The 21,750-nt window shown below is 55.5% G+C and carries 18 protein-coding genes; 9 read left to right on the top strand and 9 right to left on the bottom strand.

Features of this window, described 5'->3' with window-relative positions:
* Position 1: 1 nt before the first annotated feature.
* Positions 2-925 carry a hypothetical protein gene (locus Mal52_RS07940; RefSeq protein ID WP_145375334.1) on the bottom strand — a complete coding sequence of 308 codons (924 nt, stop codon included), beginning with the start codon at positions 923-925 and terminating at the stop codon, positions 2-4.
* A 486-nt stretch (positions 926-1,411) separates the two neighbouring features.
* On the opposite strand from Mal52_RS07940, the gene argH reads away from it, so the two are divergent.
* Together argH and Mal52_RS07930 are read left to right on the top strand one after the other, a co-directional pair.
* Positions 1,412-2,791 carry an argininosuccinate lyase gene (gene argH / locus Mal52_RS07935; RefSeq protein WP_145375332.1) on the top strand — a complete coding sequence of 460 codons (1,380 nt, stop codon included), beginning with the start codon at positions 1,412-1,414 and terminating at the stop codon, positions 2,789-2,791.
* Between the two features lie 117 nt (positions 2,792-2,908).
* Positions 2,909-4,384: an AAA family ATPase gene (locus Mal52_RS07930; RefSeq protein ID WP_145375329.1), complete on the top strand. Its 1,476-nt coding sequence runs from the start codon at positions 2,909-2,911 to the stop codon at positions 4,382-4,384.
* 241 nt (positions 4,385-4,625) lie between these two features.
* Here Mal52_RS07930 and Mal52_RS07925 read toward each other — a convergent pair whose 3' ends face one another.
* Entirely contained in the window at positions 4,626-5,870 is a 1,245-nt protein-coding gene (locus tag Mal52_RS07925) for a GspE/PulE family protein (protein WP_145375327.1), read from the bottom strand.
* A 299-nt stretch (positions 5,871-6,169) separates the two neighbouring features.
* Positions 6,170-6,943 (bottom strand): STAS domain-containing protein, encoded by a 774-nt coding sequence (locus Mal52_RS07920; RefSeq protein ID WP_145375325.1) that lies wholly within the window; start codon positions 6,941-6,943, stop codon positions 6,170-6,172.
* Positions 6,944-7,712: 769 nt separating this feature from the next.
* On the opposite strand from Mal52_RS07920, the gene Mal52_RS07915 reads away from it, so the two are divergent.
* The 5 genes from Mal52_RS07915 (at position 7,713) to Mal52_RS07900 (ending at position 12,118) form a co-directional block, all read left to right on the top strand.
* Positions 7,713-8,261, top strand: a complete 549-nt coding sequence (locus Mal52_RS07915; RefSeq protein ID WP_145375323.1) for a hypothetical protein — start codon at positions 7,713-7,715, stop codon at positions 8,259-8,261.
* A 225-nt stretch (positions 8,262-8,486) separates the two neighbouring features.
* On the top strand, positions 8,487-9,329 hold the full coding sequence (locus Mal52_RS07910; protein WP_145375321.1) for a hypothetical protein: 843 nt from the start codon (positions 8,487-8,489) through the stop codon (positions 9,327-9,329).
* Entirely contained in the window at positions 9,310-9,477 is a 168-nt protein-coding gene (locus Mal52_RS29660) for a hypothetical protein (RefSeq protein WP_197534049.1), read from the top strand. Before Mal52_RS07910 ends, Mal52_RS29660 begins: the two co-directional genes overlap by 20 nt.
* A gap of 184 nt (positions 9,478-9,661) precedes the next feature.
* On the top strand, positions 9,662-10,438 hold the full coding sequence (locus Mal52_RS07905) for an enoyl-CoA hydratase (protein ID WP_197534743.1): 777 nt from the start codon (positions 9,662-9,664) through the stop codon (positions 10,436-10,438).
* Positions 10,439-10,495: 57 nt separating this feature from the next.
* Entirely contained in the window at positions 10,496-12,118 is a 1,623-nt protein-coding gene (locus Mal52_RS07900; RefSeq protein WP_145375317.1) for a sulfatase family protein, read from the top strand.
* A gap of 141 nt (positions 12,119-12,259) precedes the next feature.
* Here Mal52_RS07900 and Mal52_RS07895 read toward each other — a convergent pair whose 3' ends face one another.
* The 5 genes from Mal52_RS07895 to Mal52_RS07875 form a co-directional block, all read right to left on the bottom strand.
* Positions 12,260-13,051 carry a sugar phosphate isomerase/epimerase family protein gene (locus Mal52_RS07895; RefSeq protein ID WP_145375315.1) on the bottom strand — a complete coding sequence of 264 codons (792 nt, stop codon included), beginning with the start codon at positions 13,049-13,051 and terminating at the stop codon, positions 12,260-12,262.
* Positions 13,052-13,082: 31 nt separating this feature from the next.
* A complete protein-coding gene (locus Mal52_RS07890; protein ID WP_145375313.1) occupies positions 13,083-14,099 on the bottom strand; it encodes a hypothetical protein in 1,017 nt (338 codons plus the stop codon).
* A 43-nt stretch (positions 14,100-14,142) separates the two neighbouring features.
* Positions 14,143-14,775, bottom strand: coding sequence for an SMI1/KNR4 family protein (locus Mal52_RS07885; protein WP_145375311.1), 633 nt, complete (start codon positions 14,773-14,775; stop codon positions 14,143-14,145).
* 158 nt (positions 14,776-14,933) lie between these two features.
* Complete coding sequence (locus tag Mal52_RS07880) at positions 14,934-16,037, bottom strand: sialidase family protein (protein ID WP_145375309.1); 1,104 nt, start codon at positions 16,035-16,037, stop codon at positions 14,934-14,936.
* 73 nt (positions 16,038-16,110) lie between these two features.
* A complete protein-coding gene (locus Mal52_RS07875; RefSeq protein WP_145375307.1) occupies positions 16,111-17,064 on the bottom strand; it encodes a sugar phosphate isomerase/epimerase family protein in 954 nt (317 codons plus the stop codon).
* Positions 17,065-17,254: 190 nt separating this feature from the next.
* Between Mal52_RS07875 and Mal52_RS07870 the strand changes: the two genes are divergently transcribed.
* Positions 17,255-18,448 carry an amidohydrolase family protein gene (locus Mal52_RS07870; protein WP_145375305.1) on the top strand — a complete coding sequence of 398 codons (1,194 nt, stop codon included), beginning with the start codon at positions 17,255-17,257 and terminating at the stop codon, positions 18,446-18,448.
* Between the two features lie 479 nt (positions 18,449-18,927).
* Positions 18,928-19,980 (top strand): D-cysteine desulfhydrase family protein, encoded by a 1,053-nt coding sequence (locus tag Mal52_RS07865; protein ID WP_145375303.1) that lies wholly within the window; start codon positions 18,928-18,930, stop codon positions 19,978-19,980.
* Between the two features lie 175 nt (positions 19,981-20,155).
* On the opposite strand, the gene Mal52_RS07860 is transcribed toward Mal52_RS07865, so the two are convergent.
* Positions 20,156-21,547 carry an arylsulfatase gene (locus tag Mal52_RS07860; RefSeq protein WP_145375300.1) on the bottom strand — a complete coding sequence of 464 codons (1,392 nt, stop codon included), beginning with the start codon at positions 21,545-21,547 and terminating at the stop codon, positions 20,156-20,158.
* Between the last annotated feature and the right edge of the window lie 203 nt (positions 21,548-21,750).

Raw genomic sequence — 21,750 nt, 5'->3', positions numbered from 1 at the left:
GTTACCGGAACGTGAGCACGAACCGCATATCAGGCGCTGCATCCGCAGACTCAGGGCGATCGCTCCACAGGCGAATCATCATCCGCGCCGGCAAGTCCGTCAGCCGCAGCCCGGTGAATTCCTTTTGCGGCGGACTGACTTCGTTGCACCCGCCTGCCGCGCCACAGTGCGGATCGTGCCGCAAGTACTGTTCGATCAGCACCGCCTCAGACAGTTCTTGTGGTAGCGACACACCGTTCGCGTCGTTGGGTAAGATGGCTGCATAATTGAGATTCATATCCCGCGCATTCATGGCCACTAGCTGTAGCGAAAGTTGATCTAGCGAGACCGGTTCCGCGTCCACACGATCGGTATTCCGTAGAGCACTGCTCACGTCATACACCGCTGTCGCACGAGCTTGGCTGGATTCCCAGAACAAAGAGCTGGGAAACAGTTGCCCAGCCGAAGCCTCGGTGTTTGACTCGATCGGCGGCGCGGCGATCGTCGCTGCGACCAGCACATAGGGATTCAACACATACTCCGACCCAGCCGATGGTCGCGGCTCACCGTCATCTGTTGACAGGGAATCGCCGGGCAATTCTCGCCAGGCGGACCGGCTGCGCAGGCGACAAAACACTGCTTCGGAGGGCCGATAGTTGATGCCGATCAGTAGCGGTTGTTGCCAGACTGCTTTGACGCGCAATCGCAAGATTTCCTCAACCGTCATCCCACCAAACGGACTCGGCGGGGCGATGGGAATCGTATAGGAATCCTGGGAGAGTGCCTGCTTGCCAATCAGCAACGTGTTTTGATTGGCCGCGGCAAAAACCGGCTGAATGGGGTACTCGATGATCCAACAGATCATTCCACAGCAAACGGCAAAGGAGAACAACTGCCGGTAATTGGTACGTCGCTCGGGAGTTTTTTGGGCCGAAGCATCGGACATGGGAGAATTGAGCCTGCTACGAGGGAGCGGATTTCTAGCCTACTGCTTTGCTACGATATCTGATTTGGATGGGGTGCCGTTGGCTTTGACAGTGCAACTTCAACTGTGTGCGCTACTTGTGAAACACTGGCAGAGCCAGTGACACTCACTTTCTTGAGTTTGATGATGCCCTCAGTAGGCAGTTAATAGCATAGCTTACGGCCACTGCGGCCGATGGCTTTTGCGAGACGACGGCCGATTTCGTGCTGCGTAATAACCGGTAGAGCCCGCACAGGTCGGACCCCGCATTCCGCGTGGGATCATCTGAACCTACCCGCGTCGATTGCGTCTCATCCGCAAGGGAAACGCAGAACATTGGTTATTTGCCTCCACAATCACGGCCTGACCGGCGATGTGGTTGATTCCTGTTTCCTACGCCTCTAAAGTGCGTCAGGCGGTTTTTGAATCCGCGGTTATTCATCAGTAACGTCAACAGGAGTCAGTTCCGTGGCTGCAAAAGCCTGGGGTGGTCGGTTTGCTCAAGCGACCGATCCGCGCGTGGAAAAATTCACCGAGTCGATCAGTTTCGATGCCAGATTGGCCCCCTACGATATTCAGGGGTCACAAGCGCATGCGACCATGTTGGCGCACGTCGGTCTGATCAGTGACGACGAGCGGGATCAAATCGTCGCGACGCTCGATGAGATCGGCGGGCAGATCGCCGCCGGCCAACTTCCCTTCCGTACGGAGTTGGAAGATATCCACATGCACGTCGAGTCGGCTCTCACTGAAAAACTGGGCGACATTGGACGCCGACTCCACACCGGCCGTAGCCGCAACGATCAGGTCTCCACTGATCTCAGGCTGTATGTCCGTGACGCCATCGGCCAAATCGACGGGCTGCTCCGCGATTTGCAATCCGCCTTTGTCGCCCGCTGTGAGCGTGATGCCGATGTCGTACTGCCCGCCTACACGCATCTGCAACGCGCGCAGCCGGTCTTAGCTGCGCATTATTGGTTGGCTTATTGCGAAAAATTCGGCCGCGATCGCGCTCGATTGCAAGATTGTCTCAAGCGCGTGAACATCTGCTCGCTCGGGGCAGCGGCGCTGGCGGGGACGTCGCTGCCCATCGATCGCCAAATGACGGCCGACCTGCTGGGCTTTACCGCTGTGGCCGGCAATAGCCTGGATGTCTCCAGCGACCGCGATTTTCTGGTGGAGTTCACGTTCTGCCTGTCATTGATCGCCGCGCATCTGAGTACCTGGGCTGAGGAGTGGATCATTTGGTTCACGACCGAGTTTGGTTTTCTCAAACTGCCCGATGCGTACACAACCGGTTCGTCGATCATGCCGCAAAAGCGCAATCCCGATGTATTGGAATTGATCCGCGGCAAATCGGCCCGCCCCATCGCTGCTGTTGGGCAATTGCTGGTACTGATCAAAGGCCTGCCGATGGCTTACAACCGCGACTTGCAAGAAGACAAACTGGCAGCCTTCGACGCCCACGACACCGTCTCGGCCTGTTTGGAATTGGCTGCCGCCGTTGTCGAGGGAGCCGAACTGCAGCGCGACACGATCAACGCCCGCATCGAAGAGGGTTTCTTAGATGCGACGACCTTGATGGAGTACCTGATCAAACAAGGCGTTCCCATGCGCACGGGCCACGAAACGGTCGGCAAACTGGTCGCACTGTGCGAATCCAAATCCTGCAAACTCGCCGACCTCTCACTGACGGAATTACAAAACGCCTGCGATAAAATCAGCGACGATGTCTACGGTGTCCTCGGCACAGCCAACGCCATCGCCGCCTTCCAAAGTCACGGTTCCGGCGGCAAAGCACCGGTGGCACAGCGGATCAAGTATTGGCGAGCCGAGTTAAAAATGTAGGGTGCGTCGCGACGTAATGTTTCAAATATGCAATTGTGAAAATCCGCATTGGTTGAAACGAACAATTTTAACCGGAGTGTGTCTCCCTTGGGAAATCCTATTTTTTAAATAGTGCCTATGAACAACATTTTCGCGGCTGGTGGGTGGTTTCTATGGGGGCTATTTGTCACCGGGTATATCTATCAGCGGATATTTTCAGGCAAGAAAGTTCGAAAACGCTGGGGTAGGGATGGCGAGACGCTCACGGCGGATTTGATTCGACGGCACTTTCGGCGCGATGAATTCGACGACTTAACGATATCTGAGCGTCTCTTCCCATTTCGTGTCCGCGCGGACTTACAACGGGCCATCGACGAAATTTTTAATGACTCATCAAAGGTCTCGCATTTTTGCGGTATCAAGAAAGAATACTCGCACGACGGGATTACTCTTTCTGCCTGCATGGTTGGCAGCGACCACTATGCAGCGACCGCAGTACCGCCACAATACGAGGAGGTTGACGTCGGCGAAGAATCTCCGATTCGGTGCCTAAAGACAGGACTGTGGTTCTTGGAGACCAACGATCAGCGTTACGTCGTTTTGCTTTCATCGGCGGAGCGGTTCGGGCGGGTAACCGGAGTGCAGTTTCAGATCGCCACTGAGAATTGTCCGGCAGGCACGCAGATTGCCCAACAGTTTTTCCGGCATTTGGAAGAGTTTGTATCGACGGCCGGGTGTTACCGTGGGAAGGTCTTGTCGCTAGAACAAACTGACCACTCGTATTCTGGCGAATCAAGCGGGATTTCAGTGCACAAGCTACGAACAGTTTCTCGTGAACAGGTGGTACTACCGTCGCACACGTTAGACTTATTGGACCGCAACGTCATTCAGTTTTCGCAACGGCGGTCCCAACTATCGAAATTTCAGCAGTCGACCAAAAAGGGGATCCTGTTCTATGGACCGCCTGGAACTGGAAAAACCCATACGATTCACTATCTCGCCGATGCACTTCAGGAACACACGACCCTGTTGATCACCGCTGAACAAATTGGACTGCTTAGCGAATACATGACTCTTGCCCGACTGCTGCAGCCCAGTATCGTGGTCATTGAAGACGCGGATTTAATTGCGCGCGACCGTGAGGACTTAAACAGTTGCGAGGAGGTCATTCTCAATCGGCTACTCAATGAAATGGACGGCCTCAAAGAAGATATCGATGTCCTGTTCATCTTGACGACAAATCGACCCGAGAAATTAGAACAAGCGTTAGCATCAAGACCGGGTCGTATCGACCAGGCGATAGAGTTTCCTTATCCCGATGAGGTAGGACGCGCTAAATTAGTGCAACTCTATGCGGCGGCGATTCAATTGGATGATGAGCTAATCAACTTGGTCGTCAAGCGGACTGAAGGCGTTAGCGCAGCATTTATCAAAGAATTGATGCGACGGGCTTTGCAGTTTCAATTGGAACGCCCAGATGCCGAGTGTCTTACCTCCTCCGACGTTGAAGCTGCCCTCGACGAAATGCTGTTTATTGGTGGTAAGTTAAACCAAAAACTGCTAGGTGGCGACGCCGTAACCGACCGCGCTGTGGGCTTCCGATCCGATCCATAACCCGCTGCGACTCTCCAGAATACGAATCACAATGCCACCGAACGACGCAAACCAACGAAGCCGTACGACATAAATACGGCTGCAAAGGCCAGCATGCAGTGGGTGTAGGATTGGTTGTCGGTGAGGAATTCCAGTAGCGGTGTGTACCAAGCGAGTGTGTTGCCCGGTGGAGTGGGGATTGGGGCTCCGGGGCCCCTGCACTTCGAGCGGAAGCTCGCACCAAGCGGCTGTGCCGCCTCGGCTATTCGCCGGGGAAGGCGGAGAGGACGCGGTTCATTTCTTCGTAGCTGGTTTGTCCGGCGATGACTTTGCGGGACGCTGCCATTTCCAGGGTTTCCATCCCCTTTTCTTTGGCGATTTGCAGAATGTCCAATCGTGGTTTGTGATGCAGGACGGCGCGGCGGAGGTCGGCGTCCATGCCCAGGACCTCGAAGACGGCGGTCCGTCCGAGGTAACCGGTGCCGAAACAGGTATCACAACCATTGCCTTTGAAGATTTCCACCGTTCCGGCGGCTGCCGGGTCAAGTCCCAGGATTTCGCATTGCGGTTCGTCGGGCTGATAGGCGACTTTGCAGTTTTGGCAGATTTTTCGCAGCAGGCGTTGCGTGATGACACAATACACAGAATCGGCGATCACCATCGGTGGGACGTTGAAGCCGCGGAGCACGTCGAACGTGGAAGTAGTGTCGTTGGCGTGCAGCGTGCTGAGGACCAATGTTCCCGCCAGTCCGGCTCGTGAACCGATTTGCGCGGTTTCGGGGTCGCGGATTTCGCCGATCATGAGCACGTCGGGATCTTGCCGCAACAGCATCCGCAATGCACGGGCGAAGGTGAAATCGATTTGCGTATTGATCTGCGTCTGATTGATCCCATCCATCCGGCGTTCCACCGGGTCTTCGATTGTGCAGATCGACTTGCTGGGATCGTTCAATTCGTCGAGGCAACCGTACATGGTCGTACTCTTGCCCGCTCCGACGGGACCGACGGTGAGAATCATACCGTAGGGAATGTTCAGGAACCGTTTGAGCATGGGGAGTTGTGCGTCATCGAAGCCGAGATCGTCTAAGCGGTGGAATGCCTGTTCGCCGGGCATCAAACGCAGCACGACCCGTTCGCCGTAATTGGTGGGTCCACAGGCGACACGGATATCGCGTTGAGTGCCCATGACCAGATTGGAAATATGGCCGTCCTGCGGCAGACGTTTCTCGGTGATATCCATGCCGCCCATCAGCTTGATGCGTGAGACCATATGCGCTGCCTGGGCCGCAGGGACGTGCAAAATGGCGTGCAACAGGCCATCGACGCGGAGTCGGATGCGGATTCCGCCTTCGTCGGGATCGAAGTGGACATCGGTGGCGTTGAGTTGAAAGGCGCGTTCGAGCAGCAAATCGACCAACGGACCGGGGCCGACAACATCCACCAACTCGCCTAGTTCTTGTTGCAAGGCTTTTTGGCGAATGTCGCGTTCTTTACTTTTGGAATCCATGGTTGCAACTCCCTAGTACCGTGATTTTTGGATTGTGCTGAATGTCTCGGATGATGCTGAAATCGAAAAGCGCGATGCTGTGGGATGTTCCGCCGCCAATAAACGCACGCTGCCAACGAGTGTCATATCGGCATTCTCCCCGGTCGTTGCGTATTGCCGATTAGTATTGTGCTCACAATAGGCATGACTTCGTACTCAGTGGCAGTTGCCGCCTCGTCTGTCTGCGTCAATCCGATCGAACAGTGCCCCGGGATTGGTCCGATTCAAGCGAGTTTGCGGGGGCTTGCCGATTCGACGGATTACTTATCTTTTTTATCGTTGTCGAGCCGGTCTATTCTTAACTGTGGCTGGGGGGTCTGCTCAGTCGCTTCTGCCGGGGCGGCCGCATCAGAATCGACCACGGGGGGAGCAACGTTTGCGGCAGAGAGTTGTTGGAAGCCACCCACTCCGATGGCAAGACCGGCGATGAGAATGAGCCCGCCGACGATCCGCGCGGCTCCTGAATTGCGGAATAACGTCAAGCCGCTGATCACCACGGCTACAGCCGCCAGTGCGAATAACACGTACACCGATTGTTTGACGTCGTCGAAAAGCGGGTCGCCTGAGCGTGTGGTCCACCAGACCCAGCCAGCGGCTGCAGCGGCGATCAGAGCGATGATGGGTCCAGTCCACGAGGCTTGAGTGGTTCCATTCTGCGCAGCCAGTGGAGATTGCTTCATGGCACTGATGGCCTCATCGCGGGTAGGAACGACATCCCACAGCGAATTGAGTCCGGCGATGCTCAAGACCTCCGTGACCATTTTTTGTTCGCTTTGAACGACCATTCTGCCGTTTTTCTTTTGCACGGCTTTCCAAAGCCGGACGAGCAGCGCGACCATTGAACTACCCATGTAGTCCAATGCCGAGAGGTCGACCAAGAGTGCGGGGGACCGCAGCGCATCCAAATCGGGAATAATTTCGTTCCCAACCTGTTGAACGTCGCCCCATTGGACTTCGTTCAGCTTAGGCAAGAGGCACAGGACAACGTACCCTCGCGTTTTTTCGAGAGTATAGGGGGCATCGCTGGTCGACACGTGGATCTCTCCGAGGTTGTTCAAGAAGTGGTCAAAAAGACAGCCCTAGACCGGCCCGGAAGTCCGTGGCAGTGCCTAATCAAATCAAACCCGTAGCGAACGCAGACTTTATCGATGTGTGAAGACTCGTCGATCATGACAATCATGCCATTTCCGCGAGCCACGCGTTCCTGTGGCCGTTCAGGATAACAACTTCCCCTTCATTCGTCAGCTAAGTGCAGCCTATGATTGAACGGTGCCGATAGTGACTACGTACCCTGTGAGTGAAAACGAGGCTAACACACGCGTTTCTCCGCGCCAGCAAAGTGTTGTGACTCGCAGGCAAAGTGTTTCCCGCTATTTTGCACGAGTTGGCACAAAATATCCAAGCAATATTATGGTTTTCCCGCGACTTCGCTACAAATTCCGCCCCAAAACAGGGGCGCAGGGCCTGTTGGAATCGTGAAGGAACGGCGAAGTCGGTCCGGTCGTGTTGGTTATAGCGGCCACATGGGATGGCGGAGACAGGGACAGGGACGTTTGGGGGAATCCGGTAAGATATGCTTTTCTGATTGACATCCGTTTTTTTCGATCCGTATACTAAAGACTGAATCGCATGGCCGTGAAACGTCTCTCACATTACGGCAGAGCGTGCGAATGAAAGTCTCTACAGTTGAAATCAGCCGTTTCATCAGCGCAGATATTGTTTTGAACTGAAACAGACTGGCGCCCCCTTTTCGAGGGTGTGTGTCGGCGACAAACGGTAATTGGCACGGAAAGGTTCGTTTTGATGACAAAATTGGGGAAAAGCCTGGTCGTCTTTCTGGCGTTTGCCAGTGTGGCATTCATGGGCTTTGCCGCCGTGACGTCATTAGGCAGCACGAATTGGAAGACGTTTCTTTCTGAAAAACGAGTCGACCGCGGCACGATGACCTATGCGGAGAAGGTCAAAGCCCAAGAAGACGAGTTGCGACAGTTGCGGGAAGAGTTCCAAGCTGCCGAAGCCGCTTTAAACGATGCCAAAGCGACACGTGAGGTAGACACCGCCGCGATCCTCGCTCGTGAAGCGGCACTGGTCGCAGCGGTTGAAGATTTGAATGCAAAAGTCATTGCGGCGACCAAGGAAGCAACGGTCACCGGCAACAAGGTGCTCGAGATTAAAAATCAAACAAGCGCCCGACACGAAGAAGTGGTCCGCATGCAAAATCAGTTGAAGGAACTTCGATCACAAATTGAAATCGCCCGTGAGGAAGACCGACGACTTGCAGACCGAGTCATCCAAGCCAAAGAGTTGTTGAAATCTACCCAACGGCGAAACGAGAGACTGAAAAACAATTAGCTGCACGGTGACGTCCCACGGGACGACCATCCAGAAGAGACAGACCTTAAAAAAACAAACTTAAAAACAGACTTTGCCGAACATTGTCGGCAATCCCCAGGTGAAGAAAACGTTTAGTAAAAGGGAGGCCTCGTCACGAGCTGACGATCCAAGGGGCCATCCCAATCGCTTCACCCGATCTTTCATGCAATTTTAGTCAGCGCAACTTTCGAGGGAGCCACCTCCATGTCGTTCGTTGGAAAACTGTTAGTCGTGTTGCAGGTCGTGTTGAGCGTCTGTTTCATGGCGTTCGCCGGTGCGGTCTTTGCGACGCATACGAACTGGAAACAGGAAAACGCAGCTACCCAAGCAAAATTGGACTCTAAGACGAGTCAAATGACTGCGCTGCAGAACCGTTATGAGCAGTTAGATGCCGAAACCGAAAAGCTGACGGCGGAATTGGAAAAAGAGCGGGACACGCTCGTCGCTGAAGTTCAAAATTTGACGAATGAAAACAATCAATACAAAGCGCGTCAAAACGACCATGAAAACCACGCCAATGTGGCGCAGGAGCAGACGCGGATCGCACTGAAGCACGCCGAAAACCGGACCAACGAAGCGGTCACGCTGCGAAAAGAAAACAAGCAGATCACCGATTCGCGTCATGAAGAACTGAAGGAACGGTTGCGTCTGGAAGTCGCGCTCACGGCTGAGAAGGAAAAAACGGCCCTGCTGAATGAAACGCTCAAAAATCAATTGCGTGACATTGCCCAACTCAAATCAGCGCTACGCCGGGCCGGACTGTCGGACACACCCGGACCGATTGCACAAGCTCCTCCGCAAGATGTCGATGGTCGTGTGAAACGCGTGAAGAAAAATCGTCGCGGCACTGTTGACCTGGTGGAAGTGAACATCGGCTCCGACGATGGCTTGATCAAGGGACACACTTTAACCGTCTATCGAGGCGGCAAATACCTCGGTGAACTAAGAATTGTAGAAACATCGACTGATATGGCTGTCGCAGAAGTGCTGTCGACCGCCAAAATCGGACTGATTCAGGAGGGGGACAATGTCACCACGAAGCTCTAGCAGTCGCCGCACGAAGAAAAAGCCCCAAGGCCCCCCGCCCGAAGCGGACATTTACGTCGCCTTGTTGTTCGTATCCGTCGCCGCGTTAATGACCGGGATTGGATTCTTGTGGGTTGAATTGGATGCCTACGGATTCACATCGCCGTAACCGACTGACGTCGAAAAACTGAAAGAACGCCGTTCCTTAGTGAATGGCGTTCTTTTTTACGCGACCACAGTTGTCCAACCACATTTGAATCGCGGCAGATTCCGTCAGTCACTTCCCACCCCGCCAAGCAATGTGCATACTTGTTTGCGGAAGCTTTTTATCCGGGAATCAGGGGGAACGGAACGTGAATCAACAACCACCGGTTATCGTCACTAACAACGATGGCGTCATGCGACTCGGCTTGAATCGCGCGGAGAAGAAAAACGCGATCACCGTCGAGATGTACGGGTTACTCGCTGCGGGCATCGCACAAGCCGAAGCAGATCCGACTGTGCGGGCGATACTCATCCACGGCACTGCAGACTGTTTTACCGCCGGCAACGACCTCAAGGACTTTTTAGGCTCCCCCCCCGCTGAGGCGGATAGTCCTGTCGCTCAATTCCTACAGGCGATCAGCACCGCCACCAAACCGTTGGTCGCAGCTGTAACGGGACCGGCAATTGGTATTGGCACCACGCTGTTATTGCATTGTGACATGGTGTTTGCCGGGGCGAGTGCGACGTTGCAATTGCCATTCGTGAATCTGGGACTCTGTCCCGAAGCGGGTTCCAGTTATCTGCTGCCGCAATTGATCGGTCATCAGCGGGCGGCGGAGTTGCTGTTGCTTGGCAAACCATTCTCGGCGGAAACGGCGTGTGCGTATGGCCTGGTGAATCGCGTCTTGCCTGATGGCGAAGTGCTTGATGCTGCCGTGGGATGCTGCCAAGAGTTGGCGGCGCTACCCCCCTCGGCGCTGCGGGAGACGAAGCGACTGATGAAACAGTTCGCTACTCCGACGGTCGCAACAACGATGCAGGCGGAAATGGCAGCATTTGCTCAGCGGCTGAAATCTCCCGAAGCCCGAGAAGCGATGACCGCATTTTTTGAACGTCGTCCGCCCGACTTCTCAAGTTTTGAATAGTCAGCGCGTGTCGCACTGCCCTACTCTTTCCATTCTCGTGACCCTCGTGAGATGACCATGGTCGTTTTTTTTCGCATTGCTGGATGTCTGTTATTGGCAATCACTTTCACAGCAAGTCTGGCCGCTGCCGAGCGTCGGCCGAATGTGTTGATTGCCGTTTCGGACGATCAGTCCTATCCGCACGCGTCGGCGTATGGATATCAGGCGATCCAGACCCCCAACTTTGACCGCGTCGCGCGGGCGGGGGTGCTATTTCACAATGCGTTTTCCCCGGCGCCGGGTTGCAGTCCGATGCGGGCGGCGTTTCTGACGGGCCGAAATATCTGGCAATTGGAACATGCCGGGACGCATGCTAGTTCGTTTCCGTCGAAATACGTCGGCTTTCAGGACCGGTTGGAGCAGTCGGGATATTTTGTCGGGTTTACCGGCAAGGGGTGGGGACCGGGCAATTGGCAGGCCGATGGGCGGACGAGAAATCCTGCGGGGCCGCAGTATTCTAAGCGGACCGCGAAGACCCCACCCGGCATTCGTGCCACCGACTACGCAGCCAACTTCGCTGATTTTCTAGCGGAGCGTCCGAAAGATCAGCCGTTTAGTTTTTGGTATGGGGGCTCGGAGCCGCATCGGGTTTTTGAGAAGGGAATCGGCCGCCGCAATGGGCTGGATCCGGACAAGGTCGTCGTTCCGCCCTTTCTGCCCGACACGCCGGAAATCCGCGACGACCTGTTGGACTATTGCTATGAAATCCAATGGTTCGATCAGCATCTGGGACGCATGTTGGATATGCTGAAAGAGGCGGGCGAATTGGAGAATACGTTGGTGATCGTCACCAGCGACAACGGAATGGCCTTCCCCGCTGCCAAGGCGAACGCCTACGAATACGGTATCCACATGCCGTTGGCGATCGCTTGGCCGGAAAAAATTCCCGGTGACCGGGTGGTGAATGATCTGGTGAATTTGATTGACGTCACCGCCACGATCTACGCTGCCACGGACGTCAAACCGCCGGAGAATTATCCGCTTTCGGGCAAGAGTTTGTTGGGATTGTTGGAATCGGATGCAAGCGGCATCGTTGAGCCTGACCGGGACGCTGTTTTTTCAGGCCGCGAACGGCATTCGTCGTCGCGTTACAACTCGCTGGGCTATCCGCAACGTTGTATCCGCACGGCCGATTATCTGTACATTCGCAACTTCCGCCCCGAACGTTGGCCGGCCGGCGCGCCGCGGAAATTTGGCAAGGGGCAGTCCGCCAAAGCGGCCGCTGTGACGAACGACGATCTAGGTCCGGAACACGGCGGATACCACGACATTGATGCCTGCCCCGCTCTCGATTTTCTGATCGAACACCGCGACGATCCGAAGATCTCGCGTTTCTTCCACCTAGCGGTCGACAAACGACCGGCGGAGGAACTGTTCGACATCCGCACCGATCCCGGCTGCTTGAACAATCTGGCTGGTGATCCAAAATTTGCCAACGTGCAGCGACAGCTTTCCGAGCAATTGATGGATTACCTCAAACAGACCGGCGACGCGCGGGTCACGGCTAGTGATGGCGGCGACATCTGGGAAACCTATCGCCGCTACAGCAAGCTGCGGTGGTTCCCCAAACCAGATTGGGCGGAAGAGCATCCGGAACGCGTTCCACAACAAGATTGGGTGGAGGAACGCCGTCCCAAATAGATTATCACGTCAGGGACGCAATCATAGGGCAAGTTATTTAGCCACGGATTAACACGGAAGAAACACGGATTAAAAAAAACGTGACCGTGTGGGGCCGCACAAAATGGGAATTGAACCGAATTCTATTGGGACGCAACCGGCTTATTGCGGGGCGTCGATGTTGCGGAGGTATTTTAGGGCTCGTTCGGCGTCGCCGGCGCGGTCTTCGCCTTGTGTGCGGGTGACGATCAGCCAGCCGCGATAGGCGATTTCATCCAGCGTGGCGACGAACTCCAGCCAATCGATCTCTCCACGGCCCAACTCCACTTCTAATCCGCTGCCGGAGGCGTCTTGCAGTCCGTCGCGGGCTTGGACATGGAAGATCCATTGGTGCAATTCGCGCAGCATCGGCACCGGGTCGTGTCCGGACATCAAAAAACCGGCGGGATCGAAATCGAGTCCCAACGGGCCTTCGGTAATGTCTCCCATCAACCGCGCCAAATCGGCCGGATTATCGCCGCTGGGCGTGATGGCGGCGGCGACACCGACATGATTTCCATAGCGGGCGATGCCGTTGAGCACCTCACGCAGAATCAAATAGTCGGGTGATTCGGCATCGGTCGGGATGCGTCCGATGCGGAGCGTGAGGATCTTGGCGCCGAGTTGATAGGTGAAGTCCATCGCCGCTTTGGTAGCCGCGATGCGGCGTTCCAGGTCGTTGGCATTGTAAAATGCGCGGCGACTGGAGAAGCGGAGCGAGGGTACCTCCAGATTCATTTCGGAGAGGAATTTCAGGAACTGCCGGCGGCCGGTTTGTGACAGATCGGAGGGACGCAATTCGGTCCGTACATCGAACTGCACCCCCTCAGCCCCGATTTCGGAGGCGGCGATTAGGGTTTCCCGGACCGGGAGATTCAAACAGGCGGCGGTGACCGCTTTCTTTAAAGTTGGCATGTGGTGTTTTTAATCTTCAAGCTGTGAAGAATCAACTGGACGGCTTGCCATTGGCAGGGTCGGCTGGCAAGTTCTTTGCCCAGGTTTGGTATTCCTCAAGGCAATCGGCGGGACTGACGAACTTTTTCCAGACCAGCCGCCCGCGAAAGCCGTATTCGCGATTTTCTTCCACGCGGTGCACGACGTACTGAAAATCCCAAGCGGGGCGGGGATGCTGGGGGAGTTTGAATTTGAACAGGCTCAACCGCATCTCATCGACCGGCGTGTGCGCCTTGTCGAACATGAGGATCAACGTCATGTCGCGTGCGACCCGCCCGTAATAAAACGGTTTGGTGAATCGCGGTGCGTCGTAGCTCCAGCTATTGAGCCGAAACTTCACGTCGTCGTCATACTCCAACGGGGCGGCGTCGACGTGCCGATAGGTGCCCCCGCCGTTCCAATCGGCCGGTCCGGCCGGTGCGTCGCCGGCGATCCAGGTTTCCTCGTCGCCGGGCTGCTTGATGCCGCGAAAATGCAGCGGGACCTCGGCAACGTCGTTCATGTAATTCGCAAAGAAAAACAACGCCCACCCCCGCTCACCGAACAATTGTGCGTCATGGACCCGGCAGCGAAATTCGAAGTCGATGTAATGTGGCGCGGTGACCTTATAGGTCAGGGTGCTACTCACCTTCCAAGGGCTGTCTTCGGCGCGGCGCACCAGTTGCACAGAATTCTGATCTGGCAACCGGTGCAGTGTGTAGCGCCCATGACGCGGCGTGAATTTGTTGTGGGGCGTTTGGTGTCCGGAAATGATGTGTTCAAAATTGAGCCCCGCCGAGGCGCCGCGTCCGTCGGGATCATAGGCATCGTATCCCGGCGCGTCGCGCTGATTGAACAGCGATTGCACGCCGCTGAGGATCTTGGGCGAGGCGGAATTGTCGCGGAATTGGACAGTGAGGTCGCCGGATTTGATGTCGATGGTTTCTTGGGCCGGGCCGAGACGGTCGTCGGCAGAGGCCGCTGTGATTAGAAACGACACAATCAGCGAGTTGCAAAGTTTTTCCATCATCAGCCCTGCCTCATAATACGTTGTCGATGAATTATGTACTTCATCACGTCAAATCATTCTGTCTGTTCAGCCAGGACCGTGTGGCAGCGTCTTCGAGAAGTTTTGCCGCTTTCTCATCATTCACCTTGAGCCACGCCTCATCAAATGGCCAAGGATGCCTCCGCTGAGGTTCTCCCAGCCAAGGCCATGCTTCAAGCTTAGGAGCGACATACCGTTGGTCAATTTCTCCATTAGCTTGATATTTCGTGGTGAGATAATCGGCCCACAACTGAAAGTAGGATGCGAACGAGCCCGCTAACAAATGCGAGGGAGCTTCATTGACTTCATGATCATAGAGAACGACAGCCCCCTCAGCGATGCCTCCCCCAATCACTAAGCAGTCGTAATCACCGCATCCGTCGCCCCGAACCGGCAGTAGCTGATACGCACCATCCCTATGTGAAATCAGAGAGAGTAATTTCTGGGATTCTTCAAATTCGAAAATCAGCCCGACTACACTATCATGGAGTCCAACGGCGAGTCCGTTCGTTTGGGTGTAAAAATACTTTAATTCCTCCGCTGCCGTACTGCGTTGGAATTGTAAACCAATAATCTCGTCCTCCGTGATAGGCGCACGTAAACGCACATTGTCAAAATGTTTTCTCAACAGTTCGATTGTGCGATGAAACCACTGCATGACAAAGAGTCCCCAAATTCAAATGGCTCACATCCTTGCTTCATCGGCATTGATAGCGACCATTTCCTCTGCCAAACGGAGTGGTTCATCAGCCGCTGTTGCAATCACTAGCAGCAGGAGTTGTGTGAAATACATAGATGCCCTGCGTTACAGTGCCGCTAATCCGCAGCCGGTAGCTTGGCACCGACATACACCGCGCGGTGCCGGTTGTCATCAAATGCGAAATGCAGAAACTCTTTGTCGGGGCTGACGAATCCATCGGGATAATTTAAGCGGCCGGGAGAGTCGACCAGGACGCGGCGATACGGCCAGGTTTGCATACCGTCGTCGCTGATCCACAACGAGAGCGGATTGCGCTGCTTGGGGTGGGGATTGTGCAAGATCGCTACGCGGTCGCCGCCGAGAGGATACAACGTGGCTTTGGAACCGGGATTGGGGATGTCGGTCTTGGTGGCGAAATCGGGCCAGGTCTTGCCGCCGTCGTGCGAGTCGGCGCGATACAAGACGCCCCCCAAATTGTCGGCGCGAATCAGCATCGAAATTGTCCCGTCGGCCAGCTCCACGATGTTGTTTTCGGCCCAGCCACGGTATTTGTCATTGTCGGTCAGCCGAATCCATCCGTGGACGGACCAAGTTTTGCCGTCGTCCTCACTGATCATCACGCCGTTACGCGGATTGTGGGGGAAACGTTCTCCGACATAAAACTGAAACGGCAGCATGATGCGTCCGTCGCGGGTCACAATGTGATTCCGTATGAAACTAGCTTTATGCAACGGATCGGGCACGGGGGTCATTGCCGACCAAGTGCGACAAGAGTCGTTGCTGTGTGCCTGCCATGTCCGCGCCTCACCGAAACGGCCGTCATGCGTTGTAAAAAACAGGGTGCAGCGTTCGCCGTGCACCATCAATTCAGTGGGGACCAAAGCGCGGTTGGGATCATTTTTCTTGACACCAAAATCAATCGGCTGCATCTCCGACCAGGTCCGCCCCTGGTCCAGACTCCGGGTGAGAAAGATCCGGTTTCGCGGCGATGGTTCCTTGTCCCCTCCACCGAGCATCACCATGACCCACGACCCGTCCGGCAGCGCGCGGAGCGTGGTGTCGCAGACAAGTTTGTCGGGAGACTGGCCCTGGAAGATGGTATGGATGACATCGCGCGCATCCTTCGCCTGCGCCTCCTCCGCAGGGCCAAGCGGATCATCGGCCCCAACGAACGTGGAAAGCGAGAGTAGTGTGAAAACGGTGAACAGAGACCGCTTCATGAATTTGCTCCGTTGAATTGCCAAGCGGTAGTCGATTGCGACGGCAGAGCCGTCGGTTTGGGAGTCGGATGCTTCAGACAAACTGCCGTACGAATTGAATGTCCTTGGCCGTCTGAGCGATGCAGCCGTCGGTGTCCAGGTTTTGGAAACTGTGCCGGCCTTTGTATTCGCTGTGCATTGAGATCACGCCGTTGTATCCCAGGGCATGCAGAGCTTCGATGAATTTCGGAACCGGGCAGACGCCGTCGGCGACGGGGACGTTGATCGTTTGCCAATGTTGTTGGCCGTATTTGTCCCGGTCAGTTTTTTCCCAAGCAAAGTTCTTCATCGACGACAGGGCAATCCAGGGGCCAAGCAAATCCAACCCTTGCCGCCAACCGTCGATGCCCCCTTCTTTGGTCATGTGCTGCGGGTCGACATAGGCGCCGATGTCCTCGGGGGAAAAGTCCTTAATCAATTCGTACAGATGCGTGCCGTGCGAGGGGATTGATTTGCCTGAGTGAATGTGCACGCAGGGGAGCACGCCGTACGGTTTGGCCAATTTAATGACAGCGGCCAGTTGTTTTTTGACGGTATCCATCTCCTGAGCCATTGCGCCAAATTTTTTGTATTTGTAGTAACCCAATTTGATGCGGTCGATTCCCAACTCACTGGCGGTTGCTAATAATTTTTCCGAAGTCGCGTTTGGCTCGGTAATGGCGGTTGTTAAAAAATAGACCTTCAATCCGGCATCCTGGGCCGCTTGGACCGCTGCGGGCAATTCTTCGGCGACGTTTTCCGGAGCAATATGCCCGCCGGGCCGGACGGTCAGGTCCAGGCCATCGGCGCCAATCTCTTTGAAGATGCGGCAGACTTCGGGAATTGGTCGGTCCTGGAAACTTTTGCTGAATACGGCCAGTGGATTTCCGGTCTTCGCCTCCGCTGCTTCGGCTGAACGGGACTGTCCCAAAACGGTCGCCCCGGCCGCCAGAGCCAACCCTGTACGAGCGGTTTGATGGAGAAAGGTTCGTCGATTGGGTTGCGACATGATTTTATGACCTTGTGGTTGGCATTGAAGAACGCGGACCGTAGACGACAACCGCCGCCGGACAACATGTTGATTATGACGTAAATGCCGCGGCTGTCCAAGACAGGGCGTTAGTTCGGCTTGAGGCTTGAGGGGACAGGCTTGAGGGAGGTGCTTGGTATCTTGCCTTGGTTTGGATTACATTTGGTGCATGAACCAGCGACAGACATATCGCGCGCGGTGGGTGTTTCCCGGAGACGGGCCGCCGCTGGAGCGTGGGGTGATTGAAATTGAGGCGGGGCAGATTGCCGCTGTGCATAACCGCGCCGACAGCGCGGCGCATGACTTGGGTGATGTGGCGATTGTGCCGGGGTTGATCAATGCGCATACGCATTTGGAGTTTAGCGATCTATCACAGCCGATTGCGCCGGCCAAACCATTTACAGATTGGATTCGCGCGTTGGTTGCCAATCAGCGCAGCCGCGATGCGTCGACAAGTGCCGTTGCCGCAGGCAAGCGTGAAGCGGAACGAACCGGCACGACCCTGCTGGGTGAAATCGCCTCGCCCGGTTGGGAGGCTGTGGAGTTTTTCCCGCCCGCTGCCCGCGTCGTGGTGTTTCAAGAAATCCTGGGGCTGGCTGCTGCGCAACACGATCCGCAATTGGCACTCGCTCGTGAACATTTGCAGCAACTGCAACAGGACCGGCTGATTTATGGTCTCAGTCCCCATGCGCCCTACAGCGTGCGTCCACCGTTGTACACTGCGCTCGTTCAACTCGCCGTGGAACATCAATGCCCTTTGGCGGTGCACCTTGCGGAAACGCGGGCGGAGTTGGAATTACTCAGCTCCGGCAGCGGTGAGTTTGTCGACATGCTCTGTGAGTTCGGCGTCTGGGATCCGACGGCCATCCCAGCTGGGTCGCGGCCGCTGGATTACCTCCGCCCGCTGGCGGATGTCGAACATGCGTTGGCGATTCACGGGAATTATCTGGATGACGAAGAAATCGCATTCCTGTCGGCGCATCCCAACATCACGGTCGTCTACTGCCCCCGCACGCATGCTTATTTTGGCCACTCACCCCATCCCTGGCAACGTCTAGTGCAAGCAGGCGCATCGGTCGCGATCGGTACCGACAGCCGCGGCTCGAATCCGGATTTGAATCTGTGGCGGGAACTGCAATTTTTGCGACAGACGTTTCCTGATGTCGACTTGGCGGAATTGTTAGCGCTGGGGACTATCAACGGGGCGCGGGCCTTAGGACTAGATGGCGAAATCGGCACGTTGCGGTCGGGGAAATCCGCTGACATGGCGGTCGTGGCCTTGAATGGGGCGGCGGATGAATTGTTTGCTCCGGAAACCGAAGTCACCGCCACGATGTGCGGCGGAGCGTGGATCACGCGTTGATTGCATTGCCAACATCCAACGCCGGTCGTTCCAAAGTTGACTCTCAACGATAATGATTAAGGGACGAAATTGTTTTTCGCTGAAGGCGTAAAACATCATAGCCTGGGGTCGCGAACGGAGTGAGCGCACCCCAGGTTGGAAGTAGGTAATCAGGATGCAACCCTGAAGGGGTTGAGCAATCATGGTTCACCGAAAGCGAAAGGTCAATATGTGGAACCCCTTCAGGGTTCGTTCTACGGTTACACGCGTTCCCAGGGTGGCGCGGCTTTGCCGCTTACCCTGGGCTAGGATGTCTCACCCCTTCGGGGTTTCGGTGTTTTTGCAGGGAATTCTGTTTGACAGTATTCTGGTTGACGGTTTGGGGGAATGACTGAAATTTCTGTTACCGGTCGAAAAACTGGCCTGCGCATGGTAATAGTACGGCTCAAATATTCCCTATAATTCTCACTCAATGACAAAACAGCGATAACAGAACTACCATGCCACGACTGACCACTGATGAACTCCGTGCTGCTGTTGCGAAATTGCCGCATTTTCCGTTGGCCCATACTCCCACACCACTGGAGCATCTGCCGAAACTTTCAAAACTGTTGGGCGGGCCGCAGATTTATATCAAGCGGGACGACTGCACCGGCTTGACGTTCGGTGGGAATAAGACGCGGCACAATGAATTGATCCTGGGCGATGCGATCAAAAAGCAGGCGGACATCTTTGTCTGGGGGGCGGGTATTCACAGCAATAACTGCCGCCAGACCGCTGCCGCCTGCGCGAAAGCGGGCATTGATATTCATCTGGTGCTCGGTCGCGGTCGTCCGGCGAACGGGCCTGATCCGATTCAAGGCAATTTGTTGCTCGATTATCTGGTCGGCGCGAAAGTCGAAATCATTGAGGGTGCGATCGGTCCGGAAGTCGACGAACATATCATGCACCGCAGTCGCGAATACGCAGCGGCGGGACGCACGGTGTATTCCTGGGACCGCAAAGTTGTCAAGCCGTTGGCGGCGGTTGGCTATGTGACGGCCATGATCGAGATCGCCGAACAGGCAGCCGCGCAGTCGTTCACACCCGATGCGGTCTACTTGTGTTCCGCCGGGTCGACGGGTGCCGGCTTGGTGGCGGGGAGCAAAGCCTTGGGGTTGAATTTACCCATCACGCATTGTGCCCCGATCGTCTGGCCCTGGGATACACGGGCCGATATGGCGCGGATTGCGCGTGAAGCAGGCGAGTTGATCGGCGTTTCGGTTGACGTGGAATCGAGTGACATTGACCTGTCCGAAGAGTACATCGGGCCGACTGGTTACGGGACCTCTTCACCGGCCGGTTTGGAAGCGATTTCCCTCATGGCCCGCCAGGAAGCCATTTTGCTCGACCCGATTTATAGCAGCAAAGCGATGTCCGGCCTGATCGACCACATCCGCCAAGGCCGATTCACGGCGGATCAAAACGTGGTGTTCGTGCATACCGGCGGGACCCCGGCACTGTTTTCGCTAAATGACGAAATCATGCAAGGCATCGGGCCGCGTGCGTTCTGACCTGTGTTTCAGTGCAAATGTTTTGGTAACAGAAATAAACCTCACGCAAAGCCGCCAAGCTCGCAAAGTCGTGCCTGCGAATGCTTTTCTTTTTCTTTGCGGCTTTGCGCCTCTGCGCGAGTCTTCTTTTTCTAACCAGGTTGACTGTATGCGCAACTGAAGCCCCGGAGGATCATCAACGGCCTTTCCGGTCTTCGGGATGGACGATTGGGTAGGCGGGGGTTTCGACGAAGGAATCTTGCATGGCTTGGTCGATTTTTTGGACGATCTCCGCGTGCTCCGTGGCGAGGTTTTGCTTTTCACCGGGATCCACAGCTAAGTCATACAGCTCAATGTCCGCATCGATGCCGTTGCGGATGCCTTTCCAATCCCCCATGCGGACCGCCTGCATGAAATTGCCGCGTGAGTGTCCGTAATCCCAATATAGAAATTCGTGTTGTTGTTTTTGCGGCTTTCCTAAAATTGCCGGCGCCATGGAAATGCCATCGGTCGATTCCGGAGCGGGGACGCCTGCTAATTCCGCCAGGGTGGGCATCACATCCCAGAAGGCCCAGACTTGATTGCTTTCGCGTCCGGCGGGAACGTGTCCCGGCCAGCGGACGATCATCGGCACACGGATGCCCGCTTCGTAAAGGTCGCGTTTTTGTCCCTGGAAGGGGCCACGACTGTTGAAGTACTTGGGGCGATGCGATTGGCTGGCTGTCGCACAGGGGCCGTTGTCACTGGTGAAGAATACGATCGTGTTGTCATCGAGGCCCTGCTTTTTGAGCAACGCTAAAATGGCGCCCACGTCACGATCCATACGTGTGATCATGGCGGCGTAGTTCTTTTCAACCTGCGGCCAGGAACGATTGGTATAAGGAGCGTCGCTGGGGACAATGAGCGATTCGGGCGTGTTGCCGGGAAAGTCGGACCAGTGCGGCAGCGTGTAGGCCAAATACAGAAAAAAGGGTTCGTCGCCGGATTGTTCAATGAACTGTAGTGCCCGCTCGGTGAACAGGTCGTGCGTATAAGCACCTCGCTTTTCGGCGCGGTTGTCGCGTAGCAATTTGATGCGGTCGTTATCCCACAGGTAATGCGGATAATAAAAATGCGCCTGGTCCTGATCGAGGTGTCCAAACCAATCGTCGAATCCTTGATCATTGGGTTTTCCTTGGGAACCATGCACGCCGAGGCTCCACTTGCCGATGGCTCCGGTGCGATACCCGGCCGGTTTGAGGACTTCGGCCAACGTGATATCGTCGTCGTGCAAAAATGTGCCGTGCGGAATGTTGTCGCGAATCCGCGCATGTCCGTTATGCACGCCGGTCATCAAGCAACACCGCGACGGTGCGCAGACCGTCGACCCGGCATAGGCCTGCAAAAACCGTGTCCCTTCGCGCGCCATGCCATCTAAGTGCGGCGTCTGAATTCGCTTTTGCCCGTAACACCCCAAGTCGCCGTAGCCGAGGTCATCGGCCATGATGAACACGATATTCGGCTTCGCCGGTGGATCAGCGGCGGGGAGGTTTGTTGTCGCGCAGAAGAGGATGGCCAATGCAAAAACGGCGGTGATGCGTGGGGGCATGGGGTGATCACCTGCTGGGGGGTGTTTGAAAAATTAAAAAAAAGATCTCGCGCAGAGACGCGGAGACGCAAAGAAAAGAAGAAAGCTATGATCTGGAGCTTTTCTTAGCGTCTTTGCGTCTCTGCGCGCAATTTTTTAAATTGCGATGCCAATAACGTACAGCATAGTAGATTTGGCGGCAAAATGCGTGCTAGCTGATGTGT

Origin of the sequence: Symmachiella dynata (genome assembly GCF_007747995.1) — a bacterium.
Classification (GTDB): Bacteria; Planctomycetota; Planctomycetia; order Planctomycetales; family Planctomycetaceae; genus Symmachiella; species Symmachiella dynata.
The sequence above is the reverse complement of the archived record's forward strand: the minus strand, read 5'-3'. Positions and strand labels throughout refer to the sequence as shown.

Excerpts from the sequence above, each read along its gene's own strand:
- Mal52_RS07940 (WP_145375334.1), bottom strand. The coding sequence starts at position 925 with ATGTCCGATGCTTCGGCCCAAAAAACTCCCGAGCGACGTACCAATTAC.
- Mal52_RS07930 (WP_145375329.1), top strand. The coding sequence starts at position 2,909 with ATGAACAACATTTTCGCGGCTGGTGGGTGGTTTCTATGGGGGCTATTT.
- Mal52_RS07925 (WP_145375327.1), bottom strand. The coding sequence starts at position 5,870 with ATGGATTCCAAAAGTAAAGAACGCGACATTCGCCAAAAAGCCTTGCAA.
- Mal52_RS07915 (WP_145375323.1), top strand. The coding sequence starts at position 7,713 with ATGACAAAATTGGGGAAAAGCCTGGTCGTCTTTCTGGCGTTTGCCAGT.
- Mal52_RS07910 (WP_145375321.1), top strand. The coding sequence starts at position 8,487 with ATGTCGTTCGTTGGAAAACTGTTAGTCGTGTTGCAGGTCGTGTTGAGC.
- Mal52_RS29660 (WP_197534049.1), top strand. The coding sequence starts at position 9,310 with ATGTCACCACGAAGCTCTAGCAGTCGCCGCACGAAGAAAAAGCCCCAA.
- Mal52_RS07900 (WP_145375317.1), top strand. The coding sequence starts at position 10,496 with ATGGTCGTTTTTTTTCGCATTGCTGGATGTCTGTTATTGGCAATCACT.
- Mal52_RS07895 (WP_145375315.1), bottom strand. The coding sequence starts at position 13,051 with ATGCCAACTTTAAAGAAAGCGGTCACCGCCGCCTGTTTGAATCTCCCG.
- Mal52_RS07890 (WP_145375313.1), bottom strand. The coding sequence starts at position 14,099 with ATGATGGAAAAACTTTGCAACTCGCTGATTGTGTCGTTTCTAATCACA.
- Mal52_RS07885 (WP_145375311.1), bottom strand. The coding sequence starts at position 14,775 with ATGCAGTGGTTTCATCGCACAATCGAACTGTTGAGAAAACATTTTGAC.
- Mal52_RS07880 (WP_145375309.1), bottom strand. The coding sequence starts at position 16,037 with ATGAAGCGGTCTCTGTTCACCGTTTTCACACTACTCTCGCTTTCCACG.
- Mal52_RS07875 (WP_145375307.1), bottom strand. The coding sequence starts at position 17,064 with ATGTCGCAACCCAATCGACGAACCTTTCTCCATCAAACCGCTCGTACA.
- Mal52_RS07870 (WP_145375305.1), top strand. The coding sequence starts at position 17,255 with ATGAACCAGCGACAGACATATCGCGCGCGGTGGGTGTTTCCCGGAGAC.
- Mal52_RS07865 (WP_145375303.1), top strand. The coding sequence starts at position 18,928 with ATGCCACGACTGACCACTGATGAACTCCGTGCTGCTGTTGCGAAATTG.
- Mal52_RS07860 (WP_145375300.1), bottom strand. The coding sequence starts at position 21,547 with ATGCCCCCACGCATCACCGCCGTTTTTGCATTGGCCATCCTCTTCTGC.